Origin of the sequence: Aquimarina spinulae, assembly GCF_943373825.1 — a bacterium.
GTDB lineage: Bacteria > Bacteroidota > Bacteroidia > Flavobacteriales > Flavobacteriaceae > Aquimarina > Aquimarina spinulae.
Window position 1 is genome coordinate 1,394,171 of record NZ_CALSBP010000002.1, and the last position, 23,143, is coordinate 1,417,313.

The following is a 23,143-nucleotide window of genomic DNA, read 5'->3' on the forward strand; positions in this document are numbered from 1 at the left end:
AAAAAATTATCTTTTTTGTTTTTTTAATTTTTGTTTAACTCAAATCTCATTTCTCAATTTTTTTACCGCTCTGTAGATAAGTGTACGTACCGATTCTATAGAAATCCCCATGATCGCGGCAATCTCTTCGTATGATTTTTTTTCATCAAATTTTAAGGATAATCCTTTTCGTTGTCTACTAGAAAGAGATGTTAAAGCAGCAGAAAGTTTTGCTTCAATTTCTGATGTGTTTTCTGACTGAATAATAATTTCTTCTATCGACTTGTATTCAGATCTAATTTCATTTTTTTTCTCTTCTGTTGAGAATAGACTAAGTTTTGATTTAAATTTTCTATTGATCTTTCTTTTCAAAGATTTAAAAAGATAATATTTTACATTATCAACATCAGAAAGTTTTTTACGGTATTTGTAAATATCTAAAAATAGATCATGGATGCAATCCTTAACATAGTCTGTATCCTTGGTATGTTGAATACCAAATTCATAAAGTGCATCTATATATTTGTCATATAGTTGATTAAAAGCATCTAAATCCCCTAATTTAACTTTTGTCCACAATACAGAATCTATAGTTTTAACAGATTGCATTTAAAATAGTTTAAGCGTTTATGAATTCCTGAATAAATAATTTATTTTCAAAGCATTAAGAATATTTTTTTAACATTAAATTAACAAAAACAATTCTAATAAAAAAATCTTTACGGTTCTTGTAGCTCTTTTTCAAGTACTATTTTTTTAGAAAGGGGGCCAATCATTATTTCAAATTCTCCACTTTCTGCAATCCATTCATTATTTTCATTAACAAACTTTAAATCATCAATTCCAATCGTAAATGAAACTGTTTTCATTTCTCCTGGTTGAAGTTCTATTTTTTTAAATCTTTTTAGAGCTTTTACCTCAGGTGTAATACTTGCATACATATCTTTAAGATATAGTTGCACCACTTCTTTTCCGGTTCTTACTCCAGTATTTTGAACATCTACAGTTATTTGAATCGCGTCTTCTTTATTAATAAATATCTTATCCAGTTTTAAATTTTTATAGCCAAAAGTTGTGTATGATAACCCATATCCAAACTCATATTGTGGATTATAACTTTTTTGATAATCTGCATCATCATTTTGCTCTTCATCTCCCAAACTTTCTGTATATTTTCTATTATATTTTTGTAGAGAATTTGTGTATCTGGGATAATTATAAGGTAGTTTTCCACTTGGATTTATATCTCCATAAACAATATCTACCAAAGCACGCGCCCCTTCATTTCCTGGAAGATAACATTGCAAAACGGCATTCATATCGTTTTCAAATTGACTTATGATTCTTGGTCTTCCTTCATTAAGGATTAGTATAATCGGTTTATTTAGCTTAGCTAATGCTTGTGCTAATTTGATCTGGGGTTCTGTGATCATCAAATCATTAATATCTCCCGGGGTCTCTGTATAGTTATGCTCGCCTAAACATAAAACAATATAATCTGCATTACTGGCAAGTGAAACAGATTTGGCAATATCAACCTCTTTAAAAATAGATACCCCAGGCGTATATACTAGATTTTGCTCTCCTACTTTATTTTTAAATGCTTCTAAAATTGTAAGTTTATCGTTTGCATATTCATCACTTTTTTCCCCTTGCCATGTGTATGACCATCCACCATTAAGGTATTGCATACTGTTAGCAGTTGGCCCTGTTATCAGTACCTTACTTTCTTTAGCAATAGGAAGTATTTTATCTGTGTTTTTTAGTAGAGTAATAGACTCAGATGCGGCGATATACGACATTGCTATCGAAGAAGGAGAACCAAAATCAGGATAATCTTCAGGGTTGGTAATCGGTGTTCTAAATAAATCTAATTCAAACTTCACTCTCAGAATTCTACTTACCGCATCATCTATTCTAGACATAGGTACTTCGCCGTCACTCACCAAAGAAAATAACTCTTCAAAAAAAGAGTAATTCTCTGGCACCATACTCATATCAATTCCTGCCATAACTGATTTCTTAACAGCTTCACGCATAGTAGAAGCTACCTTATGACGAGTATGTAAGTAAATTATATCTTGCCAATCTGTTACCACAAAACCTTTAAAATCTAATTCACCTTTTAGAATCTCTGTTATCATTTTTTTACTAGCATGAACAGGAGTACCATTAATCTCTCCAGAGCTAATCATAACACTTTTGGCTCCAGCATTTATACTATTCTCATATATGGGTAAATCATATTGTCTAAGTACTCTTTCAGGAATAATGCTTGGGGTCCTGTCTTTTCCTGTAGTTGTACTTCCATATCCAATATAATGCTTAAGACAGGCAGCTACTTTATCAGATGCACCAACATCATTTCCCTGAAAACCTTTTACCATTGCTACAGCCATTTGTGAAGACAAGTACGTATCCTCCCCAAAGGATTCCCAAAGCCTTGACCAGGCTGGATGTCGTGGCAAATCTAAATCAGGAGAAAAAACCCAGGGTATCGAAGATGCTCTGGTCTCATAAGCAGCAATAGCTGTACATTTTTCAACCAATTCGGCATCCCATGTTGCGGCCAAACCTATTTGTTGAGGAAATAAAACGGCTCCATCTGTATAACTTGCTCCATGAATAGCATCTATTCCATAAATAATTGGAATTTTCTTATCGGTCTGATTAGTTTCTGCCAAAATTTCATTTAAAATTGCATTCCACCTTTTCGGTTTTGGAGCTCCTGGATTAGGTGTATTAAGTATCGAACCAATCTTATATTTATGAATCGCTTCTCTTAATTTATTTTTGTCCAGTATTCCTGGTTGCCCCTCTTTTTCTAGTGCAGTAATTGTAATTTGAGTCATTTGACCAATTTTCTCTTCCAAAGTCATACTTGATAATAGTTTAGATACTTTGGCATCAATTGGATCAGAAGGAACATCCTCTTGTTTTTTAAATGAGCAAGATGATAATAGAGCTACACTTAATAGCATAGTAATAATTGTACTAATTCTCATATTTGGTGATATATTATTAATTCGTAAACATTTATAAAAGAGTACTTGTTTCAAGAAACATAGACACTATTCTTAAAGTTTTTTTAAAGAATCATCAAAAATATCACTTGTATTATATCAAAATTGTAGAAAATCATATGGTAATTTTATGCATAATTTTTCTGAATATACTTTATATATTTCTGTAATAATTACGTATAAATACCTATACAATTTACTTCAAAAATTCTCTACCTTTAAACTACACAAAATGAACCAACTTTACTACTGCTATGGATATTAACCAAACACTATCCAATCTTATTAAAAATGATAAAACCTGGGTTATTATCATCTCTTTGATTATTATCATTCTGGGGTTTAGTAACATACTAGTGGCACCAGCTATTGATTTTTTATCTAATATTAATGGAGATATGATGCTGGGTCTTGGCGTTGCCATGGAGTTAAAAAGTATTACTACAGGTATTGACAATTCTGGTATCCTCTTAGTTGGGGGACTGGCAACAGAGCTTTCTGATATTTTTACACGAGCAATCAATTATTTAACCTTTGCAAATATTGTAATTGCAGTTCAAACCATATTGGTAAATATGGGTAAATCATTACTGTTTAAAGTACTCCCTGTGATTTTTCTTATGGGTATATTCTTTGAAAAATATAAAAAAACAGCTTTAAAACTGCTTATTATAGCATTGCTTATCAACCCGGGACTTTCTTTATATGTTAATGGAATACACTATGTATCTGACACTATGGAATTAAGTCTTGGTTCTTCGTTACATGAGCATCTTTCATCTATTAAGAACAAATATGAAGCAAAGAAAAAGCACATCAAATCAAAACAAGAAGCTCGAAAAAACAGACAATTAAAGAAAGCTAAAGAAAAAGGTCGTAAAGGTATAGGCATTTTTAAAAAAGTTGAAGATGCAGTTGTTGATAAAGTCGAAGATGTTAGTGTTGATGCAGAAGAAGGATTTTCTGAAGCTTTTGCAATCTTAAAAGAAGGTAAAAAAGAATTGATGAAACTTATCATAAACATGATTAGTAACCTCATTGTTCTTTTTCTTATTTTACCACTATTATATTTTTATATCATGAGTTTCTTACTTAAGAAGTTCTTTCATTTTTCTGGATTAAGTAAAATTGAAGAAGCCCAAGAGGAAAATTTAAAAAAACTTGGCAAAGATCTAACCCATGATCCACATTAACCTAAAATTTAAACAATTAAATACTTTTAAGACTTAACCAATAGAATTCATGAAAAAAATTACCATTCAACTTTTTATACTATCGTTAGTACTGTTTTCTTGTGCAACAGACAAAAACAATTTGTGTACTTCAGAAAACCAAAGACTCGAAACGGACCCTTCTATCTTAGGAATGGATGTATCTCATTTTCAAGGAGATATCAAATGGAATGATATTAAGAAAGACGGTGTTAATTTTGTATACATCAAAGCTACAGAAGGTGATGATTTTAAAGATCCAATGTTTAAAACAAACAGAGCAGCTGCAAAAAGTAAGTGTATCTACCGGGGTGCTTATCATTTTTATCAAACCGGTTACGACCCTACAAAGCAAGCTCAAAATTTTATAGCTGCAGTAGGCACATTAGAACCGGGAGATTTACCTCCTGTTTTAGATCTAGAAGAATTAGGGATTCAAGCCCCTGTTACTAAAAAAGAATATCAAAAAAACACCTTACTCTGGTTACAAACAGTAGAAAAGGAATGGGGAGTAACTCCAATTATCTATTCTAATTATTATTTTGGTGTTAAATACCTTGACCATCCCGATTTTGCCAAATATAAATTGTGGATTGCAGCGTATACCAAAAAAGCTCCAAAAGTTCCTAACACCTGGAAAAGTGAAGGCTGGATTATCTGGCAACGTACAGATCTTAAAAATTTAAAAGGAATCAAAGGCGATGTCGATTATGATCTATTTCATGGCAATGCTGAAGCATTTAGAAAACTATTGAAAAAATAGTACTCTGCATACCTAATTGTAGTTCTTAATTAGACAAAACTGCTTATATAGCTTATCATTTTAAAGGAGATATAACAATTCTTATCATCTTAAATAAATTATATTTACCTTTCGAAACACACAAAACACTATCTAAAATTAATATCATGAAAAAACTATTGCTGTTATTTACAGTATTGCTGATTTCTACAACGAATATATTAGGTCAAACAGGCACTACAGTTGATCTCAAAAAATTAGATGAATACTATGCAAAAATGGCAAAAGACTGGGATATCCCCAGTGTTTCTATTGGAATTGTTAAAGATGGAAAACTGGTTTTTAGTGGTAGTTACGGAATAAAAGAACAAGGAAAAAACGAAAAACCTGATGAAAATACACTGTATGCCATTGCATCTAATTCTAAAGCGTTTACGGCTACTATCATTGGAATGCTGGTTCAGGAAGGAAAGCTAAACTGGGATGATAAAGCAAAGAAACACCTACCATATTTTGCGCTCTATGATCCATGGGTAAGTAATGAAGTTACTATAAGAGACATACTAAGTCATCGTGTAGGGCTTGGTACATTCAGTGGTGATGTGATCTGGTATAAAGCAAACCTAACATCAGAAGAAATTATAAAAAGAATTAAACATCTTCCTAAAACTCATGATTTTAGATCTGGTTTTGGGTACTCTAATGTGATGTACATTACTGCAGGAGAAATTATAAAAAAAGTAACCGGAAAAAGTTGGGGAGAAAATGTACAAGAGCGAATTCTGGATCCTTTGGGAATGGATAGAACCATAACCTCATATAAAAAACTCGATTCAAAAAAGAATTATGCCACCCCACATGGTCGTGTAAATGATAAAAATATCCCTATCGAATGGGTAGATTGGGAAGAAATAGGAGCTATGGGTGGGCTTATTTCTAGTGTTAAAGATGTTTCTAAATGGATGATCTTTAATCTAAACCACGGTCGTATTGATAAAGATACCTTACTTACCAAAAACACCAGAAATATAATCTGGACACCTCATAACAATTATAGAGTAGATCACACTTCAAAAAATGATTTCAATAAGCATTTTAGTGGCTATGGATTAGGATGGGGATTAAGTGATTATCAAGGAAGGCTTAGCGTTGCTCATACAGGAGGGTTCGATGGGATGATTACGGCAGTTACTTTAATTCCTGACGAAAATCTTGGGGTTGTAGTACTTACCAATGGTATGAAAAGTCCAATTAGAGCTGCAACTTACCACGCTTTAGATCAATTTCTAGGCACAACATCTATCGATTGGTCTGCCAAATTATTGAAAAAGGCAAATACTAATGGCAAAAAAGATACTCGAATCTCTAAAAGAAAAGAAAAAAGAGAGTTAAATACCAAACCTTCTGTCGCACCAACTAAAATAGCAGGGGATTATAGGTCTGATATCTACGGAAAAATTAAAATCTCGTTAGAAAAAGACCAGTTACGCATGAAATTTGAACATACTCCAGATTTATCTGCTACACTACGACACTGGCACCATGACGTTTGGGAAATTGTTTGGGATAAGAAACATGCCTGGTTTAGTTTTGGAACCGTAAAATTTAATACTGATAATAACTTAAATGTTAAAAGTATGGATTTTGATGTTCCTAATGATGACATCTTCTTTGAAGAACTAAAACCATATAGAATATCTGAATAACAAAACAACTTACATTCAAAACAAGAATCTGATTTTCGATATGAGAAAGTAAGGTGATCTCTTTATATAAATCAATACCTTCTTCACTATCAAATTCAATAACTTAACATAATCATATTATATCACATCAAACAAAAACTCCTTATTATCAATATCTTACACCATTATTAATTCATTGAATATAAACTCTTAAAACCTTCAAAAATGAAAAGTATTCTAAATGTAAATGGGGTAAAAAAACTAAGTAAAGAGCTTCAAAAATCTATTAATGGCTCTGGGCCATTACCCGGTTGTTATCAACTAGGAAATTTATGTTGTCCTACTAGAAGTGGTAGAGGTGCTTGTGGTATAGGGTACTGTGATAGATTTTGCAGATGGGGATAAAAAAATATACCCTGGTAATTTAGATCTAAACTACCAGGGTATTTCTTTTACTAATCAATTACTTAATAATTTAATAATTCGTCTATCTTCTCTTTTACCTTTTCGGTAGAAGGAATCATGGTTTGCTCCAAAGTGCTGTTCAAAGGAATAGCTGGCATATTTTCTGACCCAATTGTCATTACAGGAGCATCCAAAGATCTAAAGCATTCTTCCTGGATTTTACCCGATAATGCTCTTGCAAAAGAATTATTGGTAGGTTCTTCGGTAACTACAAGACATTTCTTTGTTTTCTTTACCGATTCCATAATGGTTTCTTCATCTAGAGGATATAATGTGCGTAAATCGATAACCTCAACCACATCTTTCATGTCTTTTGTGGCATTAAGCGCCCAATGTACTCCCATACCGTAAGTTATGATCGTCATAGTTTCTTTTTCATCCTGTGGCCATATACGTTGTACAACATTAGCTTTACCAAAAGGCAATACATAATCTTCTGATGGTTCTATGGTTCTGGCAGCATCGGTTCCTTTTACCTTTGACCAATACAATCCTTTGTGCTCTAAAATGACTACAGGATTTGGATCATGATATGCAGCTTTCATCAATCCTTTAAGATCTGCCCCAGTACTTGGATATGCAATCTTGATTCCACGAATATTAGTTACTACAGATTCAACCGACGAGGAATGATAAGGTCCTCCACTACCATATGCTCCAATCGGAACTCGTAGAATCATCGATACCGGCCATTTTCCATTAGATAAATAACAGGATCTACTTACTTCTGTAAATAATTGATTTAGCCCTGGCCAAATATAATCGGCAAACTGTACTTCTACAATAGGCTTTAAACCAACAGCAGACATTCCCACAGTAGAACCAACAATAAAAGCTTCCTGGATAGGAGTATTAAACACACGTTCGTCTCCAAATTTTTGAGCTAATGTAGCTGCTTCTCTAAATACTCCTCCTAGTCTTCCCCCTACATCTTGTCCATATAACAAACATTCTTTATGCTTCTTCATTAATTCTTCTACAGCAAACAGAGCGCAATCTACCATTACCACTTCTTCTTTATCTGCAGGAGATCGTTCTCCTTTCTCTTCTGTAATTGGTGTTGGTGCAAAATCATGAGTAAACAGGTCTTCTGGTTTTGGATCTTCGGCCTTCATAGCTTCTTCCAAATCTTTGGTTACTACTGTTTTTGCTTCTGTTTCGATAGCCAATACTTCATCTTCTGTAAAACCAGATGAGAGTAATTGATTTCTTAATACTGGATATGGATCACGAGAACGAGCTTCTTCAAGATCATCACGATACCATTCCATTCGCACTCCCGAAGTATGATGATTTAGCAAAGGTACTTTGGCATGCACCAGAATCGGTCTTCTTTCTTCCCTAATGGTTTTGATTACTTCTTGTATCGCCAAGTAGCTTTCGGTAAAATTAGCCCCATCGATAGAAATAGCTTCTAATCCATTAAATCCTGCTGCATATTCAAAAGCATTTTGCGCACGGGTTTCCTCTTCATTTGCAGAAATATCCCATCCGTTATCCTGTACCAAATACAAAATCGGTAATTGCTTTAAGGCAGCCATCTGAAAAGCTTCTGCAATCTCTCCCTCTGTTACTGATGCATCTCCAAGAGAACATACTACCAGAGGTTTATCTTTTAATGATTTGTCATCCAAACCAACCAATTCTTTGTATTGCATTCCCATTGCTACTCCCGTAGAAGGTATCGCCTGCATTCCTGTTGCTGATGATTGGTGCGGAATTTTTGGTTTATCCTCATCACGTAAACTGGGATGCGAGTAATAGGTTCTACCTCCCGAAAAAGGATCTTCTTTTTTTGCCAGTAACTGCAACATCAAATCATACGGTCGCATTCCTATCCCCAGTAACATCGAATCATCCCTGTAATACGGAAACGCATAATCCTGAGGTAATAACTGCATTGCTGTAGCTATTTGAATTGCTTCATGCCCTCTCGAGGTAGCATGTACATATTTAGAAACAATCTTGAAATTTTCTTCGTACAACTCTGTCATCGACTTAGCCTTACAGAGCGTCATGAATGCTTTTTCTAATACTTCTTTTGCTATGGTTTTTTCAGCTAACATTTTAAATCAATTTTTGATGTACGACTTACGATTTTTGATTTCACTTGCTTTCGATATTCTTTAACTATAAAACACTGAAACCACCTAAATTCTTCCTTAAATAACATTTTAATTATTTTATCCTTCGTAAATCCAAATTCGTAAATTCTAATTATTTTACTTTCTCTTTAATAGACACGGGTATAATCCAACCATGTTTATCTTCTCTTTTCTGGGCTTTAATCTCATCAAGAGTATTTTTCATATCCTGACTTACAGGGTTTGTATTGGGTAATGTGATTAATTCTTCATTATATCCAATAGTTTCTATCATGGCAATAGCAACTGCTGTTCCTGTTCCAAAAGCTTCTTCTAATTTTCCTTCTTTCGAAAACTCAATAACCTCATCAATCGTAATCGGGCGTTCTTCTACTTCAAAACCTTTATCTTTTAGTAAAGTGAGTACACTATCACGAGTAATTCCTTTTAGAATTGATCCATTGGTTCTTGGGGTGATAAACTTTCCATCTACTTTAAAAAAGATATTCATCGTTCCTACTTCCTGAATATACTTGTGTTCATTAGCATCTAACCACAATACCTGATCATAGCCTTTGGCTTTAGCTTTTTCTGTAGGCAGGATCGCTGCAGCATAATTACCTGCTGCTTTTGCTTCTCCTGTTCCTCCATCTGCAGCTCTTATATATTCGGTTTCAGCATATAATTTTATTTTTTTGGTAAAGAACGGTCCGGCAGGAGAACAGATCACAATAAACTTATAACTTGTTGCTGCACGCATCCCAATAAAAGGTTCATCTGCATACATAAATGGTCGCAAATACAATGCACTTCCTTCTTGTGGTGGTATCCAGTCATATTCTACACCTACAATCTGCTTTACTGCCTCTACAAAAAGTTCTTCGGGTACAGAAGGCATTCCCATTCTGGCAGCACTATGATTAAATCGTTTTGCATTTTCTTCTGGTCTAAACAACAGCGGAGTATTATCTTTTCCTACTGTAGCTTTCATTCCTTCAAAAATTGCTTGCCCATAATGCAAAGCCATCGCTGCAGGATGTGTAGGAATACATTCTAATGGTTCGATACGCGGGTTTTGCCACGCTCCATTTTCATAATCACAGATAAACATATGATCGGTAAAGGCTTTACCCAAAGGAATATTATCAAAATCAATATCCTTTAATTTTGAATCTGAGGTTGTTGTAATTTTGATTTGCTGCTCCATTAGTATTTGTTTTGGGCACATCCCATTGGGTCGGGCTATTCGCGCTACATGGTAGCCTGCTTCTATCCCTTGTGCATTTATTATTATATTTCTCTATTTATATCAAAAGCTTCCAATTCATCACCTACTTTACGTAAAAATGATCCTCCTAAAAACCCATCTACTACTCTATGATCAAAAGACAATGACAAATACATCATACTTCTAATTGCAATTTCATCTCCTTTTTCTGTAGTAATTACTTCGGGTCTTTTCTTAATAATCCCTAAAGCAAGAATAGCAACTTCGGGTTGATTAATAATTGGTGTTCCCATCAAACTACCAAAGGTTCCTACATTAGAAATGGTAAAGGTACTTCCCTGTATTTCATCTGGTTTTAAGGCATTATTCCTTGCACTATTTGCCAAATGGTTTACACGTTTAGCCAATCCAAGTAGGTTTTTTTCATCTGCATTTTTAACCACCGGAACGATTAAGTTACCATTAGGTAGTGCAGTTGCCATACCAACATTAATATCGTTATGTACCACAATCTTCTTGTCATCTACAGAAACATTAATCATTGGGTATTCCTGAATTGCCTTAGCAACCGCTTCTACAAAAATTGGAGTGAATGTTAATTTTTCTCCGTGTTTTTCCTGAAACTTCACCTTTACTTCGTTTCTCCAATTCACGATATTGGTTACATCAACTTCGATATAACTGGTTACATGAGGCGAAGTATGTTTAGAATACACCATATGATCTGCAATCATTTTGCGCATACGATCCATTTCTACAATACGATCTTTGCCTTCTACAAACGAGATCGGTGGTGCATTGTAAGTTGATTTTGGTGATTGTGGTTGTGGCCTGCTAGGCAGTGGGTATTTCCTGTTTTTCAGGTATTGCATCACATCACTTTTGCGTATACGACCATCTACTCCTGTACCTGCAATACTCTGCAGTTCTTCTATAGTGATATTTTCTTTTTGAGCAATGCTAATGATCAAAGGAGATAAAAAGCCATCGTTTTCGCCTAAATTTAGATTTTTGAAATCAGAATTACTTGTTGTTTTTGATGCTGTTTGAACAGATGGTTCTGGCTTTTTTTGTGATCTTTCAATAGTAGTTTCTGTCTCTTCCGATTTTTGATGAGATGACCCAGATACTGCATCGGCATTGATAACAGCAATTACCTGCCCTATCTCTACTACTTCATTAGGCTGATACCGTATTTCTGTTATCACTCCATTACAAGGAGAAGGCACTTCAGAATCTACTTTATCTGTAGCTACTTCTAAAATTGTTTCATCCTCTTCTACCGTATCACCTACATTCTTTAACCAGTTAAGAATGGTAGCCTCTGATATACTTTCACCCATTTTGGGCATTTTTAATTCTACTGTCGACATCTTGGTTAACAAATGTTTGTTAGTTAATTACTTGTAATATATTAATTTTATTCGTTCATGTTACATTTCGACAACACTTCAACAAGCTCAGTGTGACAACTCAATGTGACATTCGTAATGATCTATTTCTTTTTAAACTCTTCCAACGTTTTATAAAATGCTTCCTGTCTTCCTCTATCCTCTGGGACTTCTCTTAGAGGCTCTACTTCTTTTAATGACTCATAACAATCTGCTGGTAATTGTTGATATAGCTGTGTACCTTTTGTTTTCCAGGCTATCATTTCATCACTTACTTCTTTAATTACCTTTGCCGGATTACCAACAATCAAACTTCGTTTTGGAAAAACTGTATTTGCTTTCACAAAAGACATTGCTCCCACTATACATTCATCCCCTATCTCTGCATCATCCATGATTACAGTATTCATTCCAATTAAGCAATTACGTCCCAAATTTGCACCATGAATCACCGCTCCGTGTCCTACATGCGCACTTTCTTTGAGCACAATAGATTTACCTGGAAACATATGTACCGTACAATTTTCTTGCACATTAACTCCATCTTCAAGGATAATCTCTCCCCAATCTCCACGTATCGCAGCTCCTGGTCCGATATAACAGTTTTTACCAATGATCACATTGCCAGTTACTGCTGCCAGCGGATGCACAAAACTACTTTCGTGTACTACGGGTATATATCCTTTAAAGCTGTAAATCATAACTTATTCCTGCGTAAGCAGGGATCTTTACTTAGTTCTATTTTAATTTTCTTTTCTGGGATTCCTGGCTACACTTCGAGACGCTCAGTGTGACCCCAGGAATCTGTTATTTAAATCCTTTTAATTTCTCTTTTGTAAAATCACTTAATACCAATCTTCCGCTAATTACGGCTCTATCTGCCAAAAGTGTATCCCAATCTTCTGTTCCTTTCCAAAATGCTTGTTTCATATCCTTCATTGCCTCTGGATTGTATGTACATAAATGTTCTGTAAAAGCTTTTACTTCAACATCTAATGTTTCTACATCTTCAAAAACTTTGGTAAACAACCCTTTATCTCTAGCCCACTCTGCATCATAAAATGAATTGGCATCAATCGCTATCTGTGTCATTGCAGACAATCCTATTTTACGTTCTACGGCAGGCCCTACTACAAATGGTCCTATCCCTACATTAAGTTCGCTTAATTTTATAGATGCATATTTTGTTGCCATACAATAGTCGGTTGCAGAAGCTAATCCAACTCCACCACCAACGGTTTTTCCTTGCACTCGCCCGATAATAAATTTTGGGCATTTACGCATAGCATTGATCACATTGGCAAAACCAGAGAAAAATACTTTTCCAGTTTCGGCATCATTAATATTGATCAACTCTTTAAAACTTGCTCCGGCACAAAACGTTCTGTCTTTTCCGCTTTTTAATACAATTACCTTGATATCATCATTAGTACCTGCATCAGTAATTGTTTGAGCAAGCTTAGCCAAAATATCTCCTGGTAAAGAATTATGAGCAGGATGAAAAAACTCAATAGTTCCTACCTGATTTTCTATGTTTATGTTTACGTATGGTTGTGTCATTATCTGCGTTCCCGCATAGGCGGGAATCTTATTATTTTAATTCTACATTATTTTTAAAATACTCGGTCAAATTTTCAGTCAAGTCAATCCAACTTATATTATCTTTTTCAATCAATTTTATTTTCCATTCCCGATTCCATTTTTTCATTTGTTTTTCCCGGGTGTACGCTTCTTCTTTTGTCTTATAATTTTCATGATACACCAACTTCTCCAGATTATATCTTGCTGAAAATGTTCTCGGATGTATTTTATTTCTGTGTTGGCGTATTCTTCTTTTCAAATCTTTAGTCACTCCTATATAAAGAACTCCGTTAGGTTTATTTGTTATGATATATACACTCCAAATTATCATTTACATTTAATTATAAGATTCTCATCCCTTCATAATTTAGATTCCCGTCTTCACAGGAATTTTGATCAATTTAATCTAATAGATTAAATTGATCAAAATGATGGTTTAAATGTTTTCTTTCTAACAGATACCATTCATATTTATTCAATTCTCCGAAAACAATATTTTTTAGTATTGCATCTGGATTTTCCTTAAAATATGTTTTATATACTTCCCTAGATTCGCTTAGCTTTGTTATAGCTGTTTCGAGATCTGGATGATTTAGATCTTCTAACTCTCCTTTTTTAAGTAAGGGAAAGTCTGTATTTTTAGGAAAAGCTTCATAATTATACAAGCTATTATGTACTTTATCCAAAATCTTTTCTGGTGTTGCAATTTCAAAATCCTGAATTTCTCCGGCAGCAATTTTGTAGGTATACTCCAGGTGTTCTATCATATGTTGCGGTGTCATGATCCCCCATTTTGGTTTAACATCTGCAGATAGTTTACCTAAGCATTCCTTAATTTTTGCTTCAGTCATTTCTACAAGAGAAGTTTGCTTTTTCTGTACCATTGTTAAAATGGTGGCAATAGCTACTAACTCATCTTCGGTATCAAATACTTCTACAAACCATTTTACGATTCCGCTAGGATGCTCTGCACTTGCAACATCTCGATCTACTTTTTCTTTACAGGTTAGTCTAACATATACCGTATCATTATGGTAGATTGGTCTTAAAAATCTACATTCTTCTAATCCATAATTGGCCGCTACAGGACCTTTATTAGGATATACAAACAAACCTGCTGCGGCTGCCAGGATAAAATACCCGTGGGCGGTACGTTTTTCAAAAATACTTCCGTCTAAGGATGTTATATCTGTATGCGCATAGAAGTGATCCCAGGTAAGGTTTGCAAAACCAATAATATCTGTATCAGTTACTGTACGTTTATGAGTTTTTAGTGACATTCCCGGCTCAATATCTTCCCAATGATACGAGAATGGATGATTTTCTGATTCTTTATATGCAGAATTTGCCTGGTATATACCTGTTACTTCTGTAAGTGTGGTTGGTGTTCCCTGGATGGCACAACGTTGCATAAAGTGCTTAATTCCTCGCATTCCTCCCATTTCTTCGCCACCACCGGCACGTCCCGGACCTCCATGTGTAAGTAATGGTAATGGAGAACCATGACCAGTACTTTGTTTAGCATTTTCTCGATTACCAACTAAGATGCGACCATGATGAGAAGCTGCACCTACTATATATTCTTTAGCTATTTTATCATCGTATGTAAAAATAGAAGATACCAATGATCCTTTACCCATTTGAGATAATGTAATAGCATCTTCTAGCGTATCATAAGGCATAATGGTTGCTACCGGACCGAATGCTTCAATAGTATGCGCATTTGTATTTTTGAATGGGTTATCTTCTCGCATCAAAATCGGACTTACGAATGCTCCTTTTTGAGCATCGGCTCCAACAGTTTCAAGTTTATCTAAATCACCATATACAATCTGAGCAGTTTTAGCTATTTCGGAAATATTATTTTTAAAGCTTTCTACTTGCTGCTTACTTGCCAGAGCTCCCATTCGCACTTCTTTTAATCTTGGATCTCCTACAGTAACTTTATCTAGCTGTTGCCCTAATGCGATTTGTACATCTTCAACCAATTCTGAAGGCACAATAATTCTACGAATTGCAGTACATTTCTGACCACATTTCACAGTCATTTCTTTTCGAACTTCTTTGACAAATAAGTCAAATTCTGGTGTCCCTGGCACAGCATCTTTTCCTAATATAGAAGCATTTAATGAATCTGCCTCCATAGTAAAAGGTACAGATTCTTCTATAAGTCTTGGATGTGCTTTAAGGATCCTTCCGGTATGTGCAGAACCTGTAAAAGTTACGACATCCTGAGATTGTACAGTATCAAGAATTGTTTTGGTCATTCCGCTAAGTAACTGTAATGCTCCTTCGGGAAGTATTCCAGAATCTATAATTACTCGTACTACTGCTTCTGTTAAGTATGCGGTTTGTGGTGCAGGTAATACAACTGCTGGTACTCCTGCCATCCAGTTAACAGCACATTTTTCCAGCATTCCCCAAATAGGAAAATTAAAAGCATTAATATGTACAGCGACTCCTCTTTTAGGTACTAAAATATGATGTGCCATAAACCGCCCTCCTTTAGACAGATCTATAGGATCTCCTTCTACATGATAAGGCTGATTCGGAAATAATTTTCGCAAGGATGCATTGGCAAAAAGATTACCAAAACCACCTTCGATATCGATCCAACTATCTACTCGGGTTGCTCCCGTACGATAACTTAGTTCATAAAACTCTTCTTTGCGTTTGGTAAGATATAATGCCAATTTCTTAAGCATATTACCACGTTGCTGAAAAGTCATTTTCCTCAGTTTTTCTCCTCCTTTTGTTCTACCGTATTGTAACACTTCTGGAATATCTAACCCTTCGGTTGTAGACGCCCCAATAATTTCACCTGTAATGGCATCGTGCATTACAATTCCATCACCAGAACCTGCAGTCCATTTTCCGTTTATGTAGCTTTCTAGTTTTTTCATAAATCAGATATTTGTATTTTCGATTACACAAGCATATCCTTGACCTACTCCAACACACATTGTGATTAGCGCATATCGTTTATTTTGTTGTTGTAACTCTAAAGCGGCAGAGTACGCAATCCTGGTACCGGTTACCCCTAATGGATGTCCTATTGCAATAGACCCGCCGTTAGGATTTATTCTTGAGTCATCATCTGCCAATCCCCATTCTCGTATACATGCTAATGCTTGTGAGGCAAAGGCTTCATTAAGTTCAATAACATCTATATCGTCCATTGTAATTCCGGCTTTCTCTAAGGCTTTATTAGATGCCTGAACAGGACCAATTCCCATAATTCTGGGTTCTACTCCCACTACTGCAGAACTTACTATTCTGGCCAGTGGTTTTAAGTTATATTTTTTTACTGCATCTTCTGATGCAATAATGGTAGCTGCTGCTCCATCGTTTAATCCCGAAGAGTTTCCTGCTGTTACGCTACCTTCTTTTTTAAAAGCTGGACGTAATTTTGCTAATACCTCTTTGGTAGTAGTTGGTTTTACAAACTCGTCATCAGAAAATAGGATTGGATCTTTTTTACGCTGTGGAATTTCGACTGTAGTAATTTCTTTAGCTAGTCTCCCAGATTTCTGAGCATTGGTCGCTTTCATCTGACTCCAATACGCAAAAGTATCCTGATCTTCTCTTGAGATATTATATTTCTCTACCAGATTCTCTGCAGTATTTCCCATACCGTCTGTACCGTACAGGTCGTGCATTTTTTGATTTACAAATCGCCATCCAAAACTAGAATCATACATTTTAGAATCATTACCAAAAGCAGATGACGGTTTTGCAATCACATATGGGCCACGTGTCATATTCTCTACTCCTCCCGAAATAAACAGATCACCATCTCCTGCTTTGATTGCTCTATTTGCATGGATTATTGCAGATAGTCCCGAGCTACATAAACGATTTACCGTTTCTCCCGGAACAGTAAAAGGTAACCCGGCTAATAATGCAGCCATTCTGGCTACATTACGATTATCTTCACCGGCTTGATTAGCACATCCCAAAATGACATCATCATAAGCCTCTTTTGGAATATTTGGATTATTTTCTACTAACTTTTCTATCACCAAAGCTCCTAAATCATCAGTTCTTACTGCTGATAATGTTCCTTTATAGCTTCCTATAGGAGTGCGGACTCCATCTATTATATATGCTTCTTTCAAAAGTTTAAATTTTAAATGTTAAATCATAAATTCTAAAGTGTAATCTTATATATCCGAACCACTTCTGCATTTATCATTTTATGGTTTTATATTTTAAATTCTATTTTGATTTTTATATTTATTCTTCCCAGTCTTTACTGGTTCTATATACTACTCCTTTAAAAAGCGCAACGATATCATTTCCTCTTTTAACTTCTACAATATTGAAGCCTACTTTGGTTTTAGTAATATCAACTGTAGCTTCTGCTGTTAGATAATCCCCTTCTTCTAACGCCTCGATATGATTGATCGAAGTTTCTATAGATACAGCATATTTGCCATGGGTGTTTGCAGAAAAACCAAAAGCTGTATCTGCTAAGCTATAGGATATTCCTCCGTGAGCTTTATTCATGCTATTCAACATTTCTTTCCTAATCGTCATCCCTACTTTACATCTTCCTTTTTCGACTTCGATAATTTCGATACCTAACCATTGGCTAAAAGCATCTTGAGATAACATCTTATGAGGAATTCTTTCTGATTTTATCATACTGGTAGATTAATTATCTGCAACTAGTTTTTTATTAAAAAAAGTTCGATTCTCTCTCACCATTTTTCTTAATATCGGACTACATCGATATCGATCTTCGTGATATTCGTTATAAAGATTGTCTAACATATTGACACACCAATCCATTCCTTTTTCATCTGCCCAGGTTAACAATCCTTTAGGGTAATTTACGCCTTTGGTCATTGCAATATCGATATCTTCTGCCGAGGCAATATTCCAGAACAGTGCATCTGCTGCTTCATTGATCAACATCACCAATACTCTATCAAAGATGTATTGCGCCAGTACTTTATCTTTTTTATGACTTTGCTTTATTGCATTTTCACCATATTCATAATACCCTTTACCTGATTTTCTTCCCAGATACCCTGCTTCAGATAATCTTTTTTGTGTAAAAGAAGGCTTGTATCGAGGATCATAGTAAAATGCTTTAAAAACAGTTTCTGTAACCGTATAATTGATATCGTTCCCTATAAAATCCATTAATTCAAAAGGGCCCATTCTAAACCCTCCCAAAGTTTTTAAACTCCAATCTATAGTAGCTACATCTGCCAGGCCTTCTTCATAAATACGTAAAGATTCTCCATAAAAAGGTCGTGCTACACGATTCACAATAAATCCAGGAGTATCCTTCGCTAAGGCTACTATTTTCTTCCAATCTTTGATAATACTCACTACTTTATCAGTAACCTGAGTCGAAGTTTGTACCGCCGGAATCACCTCTACTAATTTCATTAACGGAGCAGGGTTAAAAAAATGAATTCCTATGCATCGCTCTGGTTTTTGTAATGAAGATGCTATAGATGCTATAGATAAAGAAGAGGTATTGGATGCTATAATTGTATCTTCTGCAACATATGTTTCTAGTTGTGAAAATACTTTCTTTTTAATATCCAGATTCTCTATAATAGCTTCGATAGTGAGGTTTGCATCTTTAAGGTCTTTTAAAGAATCTACATAAGAAATATTACCTTGAATACGTGTTTTCTCTGTCTGATCAATTCTTCCTTTTTCAATCAAGCGAGAAAGAATTTTTTCTAAAGCTTGTTTACTTCTATCTAAAGCTTCCTGTTTCGTGTCAAATACTTTTACTTTACAACCAGAAGTAGCGGCTACCTGAGCGATACCACTTCCCATTGTTCCTGATCCTATTACTCCAACGATCATCATTCTTATTTACCTTTAAATATTGGTTTTCTTTTTTCAATAAATGCATTTACCCCTTCTGCATAATCTTCACTTTCTGCAGATTCTATCTGTAGATCCGATTCTATTGCCAATTGCTCATCGAGCGTATTTACTAATGACTGATTCAGTAATCTTTTAGTCAACCCTAAAGCTTTGGTTGGCATTTGAGCTAATTTTGAAGCTAGCTTAGTTACCTCTTCTTCAAAGGTTTCTGTTTCAAAAATTTTATATATCATCCCCAATTGCTCTGCTTCTTTTGCACTTACTTTATCACCTAACATCATTAAAGCAGAAGCTTTTTGAAAACCAATCAACCTAGGCAGAAAAAAGGTTCCTGCACTATCAGGAATCAATCCTATCTTACTAAATGCCTGGATAAAGCTTGCGGCCTCAGAAGCTACAACAGTATCACACGCCAAAGCTATATTGGCTCCTGCTCCTGCAGCAACTCCATTTACAGCTGCCACAATAGGTTTTTCGATAGTTCTAATGCGGCTGATTATTGGATTATAATGTTCTTCTAATATTTTTCTAAAGCCCGGGTTCAATTCGGGAGAAGTTACTTCTTTAAGATCCTGACCCGCGCAAAATGCTTTTCCGTTTCCGATAAGCATAATGGCTCTTACTTCATCATTAGCATTACACTCGTCTAATGTTTTTTGTAATAACAAGGCCATTTCTCTATTGAAACTATTAAAAGTATCTGGGCGGTTTAGCGTTATTCTCGCTACTCCATTTTCAATGTGCAATTCGATTGAAGGCATATTTAATTCTCTATTTTGAATTGTGGGTTATAAATTATTCCGATGATATTATTCCATGGGCATTTAACCGTTGCTACTACGATTTCTCCTCCTACATTTGTTGGTTTTTCGTGTTCGGCAGCTCCTAAATCGAGTAATCTTTGGTATGTTGTATCTATCTTTTCTACACCCCAATACGAAAGTACGCTATCAGATTTTGTTTCTGAAGAGGCTTCTTCTGGAAGTAATCCAAGTTCATACCCTCCTATATTGAATCCTACATAAAAAGGTTCGTTAAAATAAGGTTTGGTATTAAATGCATCTGAATACCATTTCCTGGCTTTATCCAGATCACTAACTTTATATATTATTGTTCTTAATCCCAGCATCATTATTTGAGACATTTGAAATAATCAAAAGGTTCTAAGCAATCATTACATTGAAAAAGCGCTTTACACGCTGTTGAACCAAATTGACTTATCATTTTTGTATTTGTTGAGCCACATTGGGTACACTTTACTATTTTTTTACCTCCAAGTAGTGCTTCTTTATCAGCTTTCTCGTTTAAAGGTGCAGCAATCCCATATTTTTCTAGAGCTTCTCTACCTCTTGGTGTAATCCAATCGGTAGTCCATGCCGGCGATAAGACCAAGGAAACTTTGGCTTCTATATTTTCTTTTGCAAAAGCATTAATAATATCATCTCCTATCACATCCATTGCAGGGCAACCACTATATGTTGGGGTAATTGTAACCTGAGCAATCGTCTCTATCATTTGAGCAGAGCGAACCACTCCCATATCCATAATAGACAATACCGGAATTTCGGGATCATGAACTTTTTCCAAAATTGGAATCAGCGCCGGATCTATATGTTTCTCAAATTCTATTGTCATAATAAATATTGAATATCGAACATTTAATATCCAAGTCCGAAGTTTTACTTCTCTTCATCATTCAATATTCTAAATTCGGTATTCTGTATTATTTTACCACTTCATATTAGGATAGGTACGTTGCATATATTGTAAATCTGAAAGCAAGTAGCCCATATGTTCGCTATGAATACCTTGTTTACCGCCTTTCTGAAACCATTTTGTTTCTGGTATGGTGATCGTAGCCTCTTCAAATACGTCTCTAACCCTTTGGTCGTATTTTTCTCGCAAAGCCACAGTATTAACGCCAACTCCATTTTCTACAGCAATCTTATCATCGTCTGTCATATGAAATAGTTCGTCTGTAAATTTCCACAAATCATCAACCGCTTCCTGAACTTTTTGATGACTTTCTTCTGTACCATCTCCTAATCTTTTCATCCAGTCTGAAGAAAATCTTTGATGGTAACTTACTTCTTTAATTCCTTTCTTTGCAATTGCTGCTACTATTTCATCATCACTATTTTGCAATTCTTCTAATAATAGTAAGTGAAAAGCGTCATAGAAAAACTGTCTTGTAATCACATATCCAAAGTGTCTGTTTGGTTGTTCGACAAGAAGTACGTTTTTGTACTGTCTTTCTATTCTCAAAAAAGCAATATCATCTTCCGTTTTCCCATCTCCAGAAAGTTGAGCCACGTATTGGTAATAACTTCGCGTTTGACCTAATAAATCCAATGCCATATTAGTCATTGCAATATCCGTTTCCAGGTTTGGTCCATGACCACATAATTCTGATAATCGCTGACCAAGGATCAAAGCATTATCTGCTATACCGTAGATATATTGTATTTTATTTTCGTTTTTCATAACACTGCCCGTAATGATGGGTATCTTATTTAAATAACTTTAATTTCAAATAGTAAGTTTTCCGTATTCACGGGAATTGTAATTTTTACCATTGTAAAAATTACATATGCTTTACTTCATCTGGTAATGTATAAAACGTAGGATGTCTATACACTTTATCCTGAGCGGGTTCAAATAATTCTCCGTTATTTTCGGGGTTTGATGCTGTGATATGTTTAGATTCTACTACCCATATACTTACTCCTTCATTTCTTCGTGTATATACATCTCTGGCATTTTCTAAAGCCATTTCTGCATCGGCAGCATGAATACTACCAAAATGACGATGTTCTAAACCATTTTTACTTCTTACAAACACTTCCCAAAGTGGCCAGTTATTTTTCATAATTATGAATTTTAAATTCTGAATTCAGAATTATTATATTGCTTTTTTAAGCTTTTTATCTTCTTGTTTTTTGGCATATGACATCGCTGCATCCCTCACCCATTCTCCTTTTTCCCAGGCATTAACTCTAGCTGTCATACGCTCTTTGTTACAAGGGCCGTGACCTTTTACTACTTGCCAGAATTCGTCCCAATCTATTTCTCCAAAATCGTAACTCCCTTTTTCTTCATTCCATTTTAAATCCGGATCTGGAATAGTAAGTCCAATTAATTCTGCTTGCGGAACTGTTTGATCAATAAACTGCTGACGTAATTCGTCATTAGTTTTTCTTTTTAATTTCCACTTCATTGATTGAGCAGTATGTACAGATTCTGCATCAGTAGGTCCCAGCATCATCAACGATGGCCACCACCATCTATTTAATGCATCTTGCGCCATTTCTTTTTGCTCTGGGGTACCATTCGCCAACGTAATCATTATTTCATATCCTTGACGCTGATGAAAACTCTCTTCTTTACATACTCTAACCATCGCTCTTGCATATGGCCCATAGGAAGTACTGCATAGAGGCACTTGATTAATAATTGCCGCACCATCTACCAACCAACCAATTGCTCCCATATCTGCCCAGGTGATTGTAGGGTAATTGAATATACTAGAGTATTTTGCTTTACCTGTATGTAATTGCTCGTATAGTTCTTCTCTAGAAATTCCTAAAGTCTCACATGCACTATATAAGTATAATCCATGTCCTGCCTCATCCTGAACTTTAGCTATTAAAGCTACTTTACGTCTTAAGGAAGGTGCACGAGTAATCCAGTTTCCTTCTGGCAACATTCCAATAATTTCGGAATGTGCGTGCTGAGAAATTTGCCGAATATGAGTTTTCCGGTATTTTTCCGGCATCCAATCTTTAGGTTCGATCTTTTCATCTCTGGCAATTCTCTGCTCAAAGATTTCTTCTAGACTTAGACTCTGCCCAGTCCCATGGTTTTTTATTTCTTTTTCGCTCATAATCCTAGAGTT

Annotated in this window: 22 protein-coding genes; 4 read left to right on the forward strand and 18 right to left on the reverse strand. The window is 35.1% G+C overall.

Annotation, left to right across the window (positions count from 1 at the left end):
- Positions 1–39: 39 nt before the first annotated feature.
- Both NNH57_RS11825 and NNH57_RS11830 read right to left on the reverse strand, forming a co-directional pair.
- A complete protein-coding gene (locus NNH57_RS11825) occupies positions 40–588 on the reverse strand; it encodes an RNA polymerase sigma factor (RefSeq protein ID WP_108807389.1) in 549 nt (182 codons plus the stop codon).
- A 110-nt stretch (positions 589–698) separates the two neighbouring features.
- Positions 699–2,984 carry a glycoside hydrolase family 3 N-terminal domain-containing protein gene (locus NNH57_RS11830; RefSeq protein WP_234423322.1) on the reverse strand — a complete coding sequence of 762 codons (2,286 nt, stop codon included), beginning with the start codon at positions 2,982–2,984 and terminating at the stop codon, positions 699–701.
- Positions 2,985–3,256: 272 nt separating this feature from the next.
- On the opposite strand from NNH57_RS11830, the gene NNH57_RS11835 reads away from it, so the two are divergent.
- The 4 genes from NNH57_RS11835 to NNH57_RS11850 all read left to right on the forward strand — a co-directional run bounded on the left by NNH57_RS11835 (position 3,257) and on the right by NNH57_RS11850 (position 7,045).
- Complete coding sequence (locus tag NNH57_RS11835) at positions 3,257–4,195, forward strand: hypothetical protein (protein ID WP_108807390.1); 939 nt, start codon at positions 3,257–3,259, stop codon at positions 4,193–4,195.
- Between the two features lie 49 nt (positions 4,196–4,244).
- The gene (locus NNH57_RS11840) at positions 4,245–4,976 is read left to right on the forward strand and encodes a glycoside hydrolase family 25 protein (RefSeq protein ID WP_108807391.1); all 732 of its coding nucleotides are present in this window, start codon (positions 4,245–4,247) and stop codon (positions 4,974–4,976) included.
- Between the two features lie 146 nt (positions 4,977–5,122).
- Positions 5,123–6,661 (forward strand): serine hydrolase, encoded by a 1,539-nt coding sequence (locus tag NNH57_RS11845; RefSeq protein WP_108807392.1) that lies wholly within the window; start codon positions 5,123–5,125, stop codon positions 6,659–6,661.
- A gap of 204 nt (positions 6,662–6,865) precedes the next feature.
- Positions 6,866–7,045: a hypothetical protein gene (locus NNH57_RS11850; RefSeq protein WP_074407557.1), complete on the forward strand. Its 180-nt coding sequence runs from the start codon at positions 6,866–6,868 to the stop codon at positions 7,043–7,045.
- A gap of 62 nt (positions 7,046–7,107) precedes the next feature.
- On the opposite strand, the gene NNH57_RS11855 is transcribed toward NNH57_RS11850, so the two are convergent.
- From NNH57_RS11855 to paaA, 16 genes are all read right to left on the reverse strand, one after another.
- Positions 7,108–9,171, reverse strand: a complete 2,064-nt coding sequence (locus tag NNH57_RS11855; protein ID WP_108807393.1) for an alpha-ketoacid dehydrogenase subunit alpha/beta — start codon at positions 9,169–9,171, stop codon at positions 7,108–7,110.
- 151 nt (positions 9,172–9,322) lie between these two features.
- Positions 9,323–10,396, reverse strand: coding sequence for a branched-chain amino acid aminotransferase (locus NNH57_RS11860; protein ID WP_108807414.1), 1,074 nt, complete (start codon positions 10,394–10,396; stop codon positions 9,323–9,325).
- A gap of 83 nt (positions 10,397–10,479) precedes the next feature.
- On the reverse strand, positions 10,480–11,760 hold the full coding sequence (locus NNH57_RS11865; RefSeq protein WP_234423323.1) for a dihydrolipoamide acetyltransferase family protein: 1,281 nt from the start codon (positions 11,758–11,760) through the stop codon (positions 10,480–10,482).
- A 152-nt stretch (positions 11,761–11,912) separates the two neighbouring features.
- Positions 11,913–12,509, reverse strand: a complete 597-nt coding sequence (locus NNH57_RS11870) for an acyltransferase (RefSeq protein WP_074407553.1) — start codon at positions 12,507–12,509, stop codon at positions 11,913–11,915.
- A 106-nt stretch (positions 12,510–12,615) separates the two neighbouring features.
- The gene (locus NNH57_RS11875) at positions 12,616–13,368 is read right to left on the reverse strand and encodes an enoyl-CoA hydratase/isomerase family protein (protein ID WP_074407552.1); all 753 of its coding nucleotides are present in this window, start codon (positions 13,366–13,368) and stop codon (positions 12,616–12,618) included.
- A 31-nt stretch (positions 13,369–13,399) separates the two neighbouring features.
- A complete protein-coding gene (locus NNH57_RS11880; RefSeq protein ID WP_074407551.1) occupies positions 13,400–13,720 on the reverse strand; it encodes a GIY-YIG nuclease family protein in 321 nt (106 codons plus the stop codon).
- A 70-nt stretch (positions 13,721–13,790) separates the two neighbouring features.
- Entirely contained in the window at positions 13,791–16,292 is a 2,502-nt protein-coding gene (paaZ, locus tag NNH57_RS11885) for a phenylacetic acid degradation bifunctional protein PaaZ (protein WP_074407550.1), read from the reverse strand.
- Between the two features lie 3 nt (positions 16,293–16,295).
- Complete coding sequence (gene pcaF, locus NNH57_RS11890) at positions 16,296–17,507, reverse strand: 3-oxoadipyl-CoA thiolase (protein WP_074407549.1); 1,212 nt, start codon at positions 17,505–17,507, stop codon at positions 16,296–16,298.
- A 118-nt stretch (positions 17,508–17,625) separates the two neighbouring features.
- Positions 17,626–18,036, reverse strand: a complete 411-nt coding sequence (locus tag NNH57_RS11895) for a PaaI family thioesterase (RefSeq protein WP_174412250.1) — start codon at positions 18,034–18,036, stop codon at positions 17,626–17,628.
- A 9-nt stretch (positions 18,037–18,045) separates the two neighbouring features.
- A complete protein-coding gene (locus NNH57_RS11900; RefSeq protein WP_108807415.1) occupies positions 18,046–19,224 on the reverse strand; it encodes a 3-hydroxyacyl-CoA dehydrogenase NAD-binding domain-containing protein in 1,179 nt (392 codons plus the stop codon).
- A gap of 5 nt (positions 19,225–19,229) precedes the next feature.
- A complete protein-coding gene (locus NNH57_RS11905) occupies positions 19,230–20,009 on the reverse strand; it encodes an enoyl-CoA hydratase-related protein (RefSeq protein ID WP_108807394.1) in 780 nt (259 codons plus the stop codon).
- 2 nt (positions 20,010–20,011) lie between these two features.
- A complete protein-coding gene (locus NNH57_RS11910) occupies positions 20,012–20,380 on the reverse strand; it encodes a VOC family protein (RefSeq protein ID WP_234423324.1) in 369 nt (122 codons plus the stop codon).
- Positions 20,380–20,883, reverse strand: coding sequence for a 1,2-phenylacetyl-CoA epoxidase subunit PaaD (paaD, locus tag NNH57_RS11915; protein WP_074407546.1), 504 nt, complete (start codon positions 20,881–20,883; stop codon positions 20,380–20,382). Before paaD ends, NNH57_RS11910 begins: the two co-directional genes overlap by 1 nt.
- A gap of 93 nt (positions 20,884–20,976) precedes the next feature.
- Positions 20,977–21,732, reverse strand: coding sequence for a 1,2-phenylacetyl-CoA epoxidase subunit PaaC (gene paaC, locus NNH57_RS11920; protein WP_074407545.1), 756 nt, complete (start codon positions 21,730–21,732; stop codon positions 20,977–20,979).
- Positions 21,733–21,832: 100 nt separating this feature from the next.
- Positions 21,833–22,117, reverse strand: coding sequence for a 1,2-phenylacetyl-CoA epoxidase subunit PaaB (gene paaB, locus NNH57_RS11925; protein ID WP_025667674.1), 285 nt, complete (start codon positions 22,115–22,117; stop codon positions 21,833–21,835).
- 33 nt (positions 22,118–22,150) lie between these two features.
- Complete coding sequence (gene paaA / locus NNH57_RS11930; protein WP_074407544.1) at positions 22,151–23,131, reverse strand: 1,2-phenylacetyl-CoA epoxidase subunit PaaA; 981 nt, start codon at positions 23,129–23,131, stop codon at positions 22,151–22,153.
- Between the last annotated feature and the right edge of the window lie 12 nt (positions 23,132–23,143).

What these genes read in the sequence shown, in the direction of transcription:
- NNH57_RS11910 (WP_234423324.1), bottom strand. Translation starts at nt 20,380, where the DNA reads ATGATGCTGGGATTAAGAACAATAATATATAAAGTTAGTGATCTGGAT.
- NNH57_RS11880 (WP_074407551.1), bottom strand. Translation starts at nt 13,720, where the DNA reads ATGATAATTTGGAGTGTATATATCATAACAAATAAACCTAACGGAGTT.
- NNH57_RS11835 (WP_108807390.1), top strand. Translation starts at nt 3,257, where the DNA reads ATGGATATTAACCAAACACTATCCAATCTTATTAAAAATGATAAAACC.
- NNH57_RS11850 (WP_074407557.1), top strand. Translation starts at nt 6,866, where the DNA reads ATGAAAAGTATTCTAAATGTAAATGGGGTAAAAAAACTAAGTAAAGAG.
- paaZ (WP_074407550.1), bottom strand. Translation starts at nt 16,292, where the DNA reads ATGAAAAAACTAGAAAGCTACATAAACGGAAAATGGACTGCAGGTTCT.
- NNH57_RS11855 (WP_108807393.1), bottom strand. Translation starts at nt 9,171, where the DNA reads ATGTTAGCTGAAAAAACCATAGCAAAAGAAGTATTAGAAAAAGCATTC.
- NNH57_RS11905 (WP_108807394.1), bottom strand. Translation starts at nt 20,009, where the DNA reads ATGCCTTCAATCGAATTGCACATTGAAAATGGAGTAGCGAGAATAACG.
- NNH57_RS11875 (WP_074407552.1), bottom strand. Translation starts at nt 13,368, where the DNA reads ATGACACAACCATACGTAAACATAAACATAGAAAATCAGGTAGGAACT.
- NNH57_RS11830 (WP_234423322.1), bottom strand. Translation starts at nt 2,984, where the DNA reads ATGAGAATTAGTACAATTATTACTATGCTATTAAGTGTAGCTCTATTA.
- NNH57_RS11840 (WP_108807391.1), top strand. Translation starts at nt 4,245, where the DNA reads ATGAAAAAAATTACCATTCAACTTTTTATACTATCGTTAGTACTGTTT.
- NNH57_RS11895 (WP_174412250.1), bottom strand. Translation starts at nt 18,036, where the DNA reads ATGATAAAATCAGAAAGAATTCCTCATAAGATGTTATCTCAAGATGCT.
- NNH57_RS11900 (WP_108807415.1), bottom strand. Translation starts at nt 19,224, where the DNA reads ATGATCGTTGGAGTAATAGGATCAGGAACAATGGGAAGTGGTATCGCT.
- paaC (WP_074407545.1), bottom strand. Translation starts at nt 21,732, where the DNA reads ATGAAAAACGAAAATAAAATACAATATATCTACGGTATAGCAGATAAT.
- paaB (WP_025667674.1), bottom strand. Translation starts at nt 22,117, where the DNA reads ATGAAAAATAACTGGCCACTTTGGGAAGTGTTTGTAAGAAGTAAAAAT.
- NNH57_RS11825 (WP_108807389.1), bottom strand. Translation starts at nt 588, where the DNA reads ATGCAATCTGTTAAAACTATAGATTCTGTATTGTGGACAAAAGTTAAA.
- NNH57_RS11865 (WP_234423323.1), bottom strand. Translation starts at nt 11,760, where the DNA reads ATGGGTGAAAGTATATCAGAGGCTACCATTCTTAACTGGTTAAAGAAT.
- NNH57_RS11870 (WP_074407553.1), bottom strand. Translation starts at nt 12,509, where the DNA reads ATGATTTACAGCTTTAAAGGATATATACCCGTAGTACACGAAAGTAGT.
- paaD (WP_074407546.1), bottom strand. Translation starts at nt 20,883, where the DNA reads ATGACAATAGAATTTGAGAAACATATAGATCCGGCGCTGATTCCAATT.
- NNH57_RS11860 (WP_108807414.1), bottom strand. Translation starts at nt 10,396, where the DNA reads ATGGAGCAGCAAATCAAAATTACAACAACCTCAGATTCAAAATTAAAG.
- paaA (WP_074407544.1), bottom strand. Translation starts at nt 23,131, where the DNA reads ATGAGCGAAAAAGAAATAAAAAACCATGGGACTGGGCAGAGTCTAAGT.
- NNH57_RS11845 (WP_108807392.1), top strand. Translation starts at nt 5,123, where the DNA reads ATGAAAAAACTATTGCTGTTATTTACAGTATTGCTGATTTCTACAACG.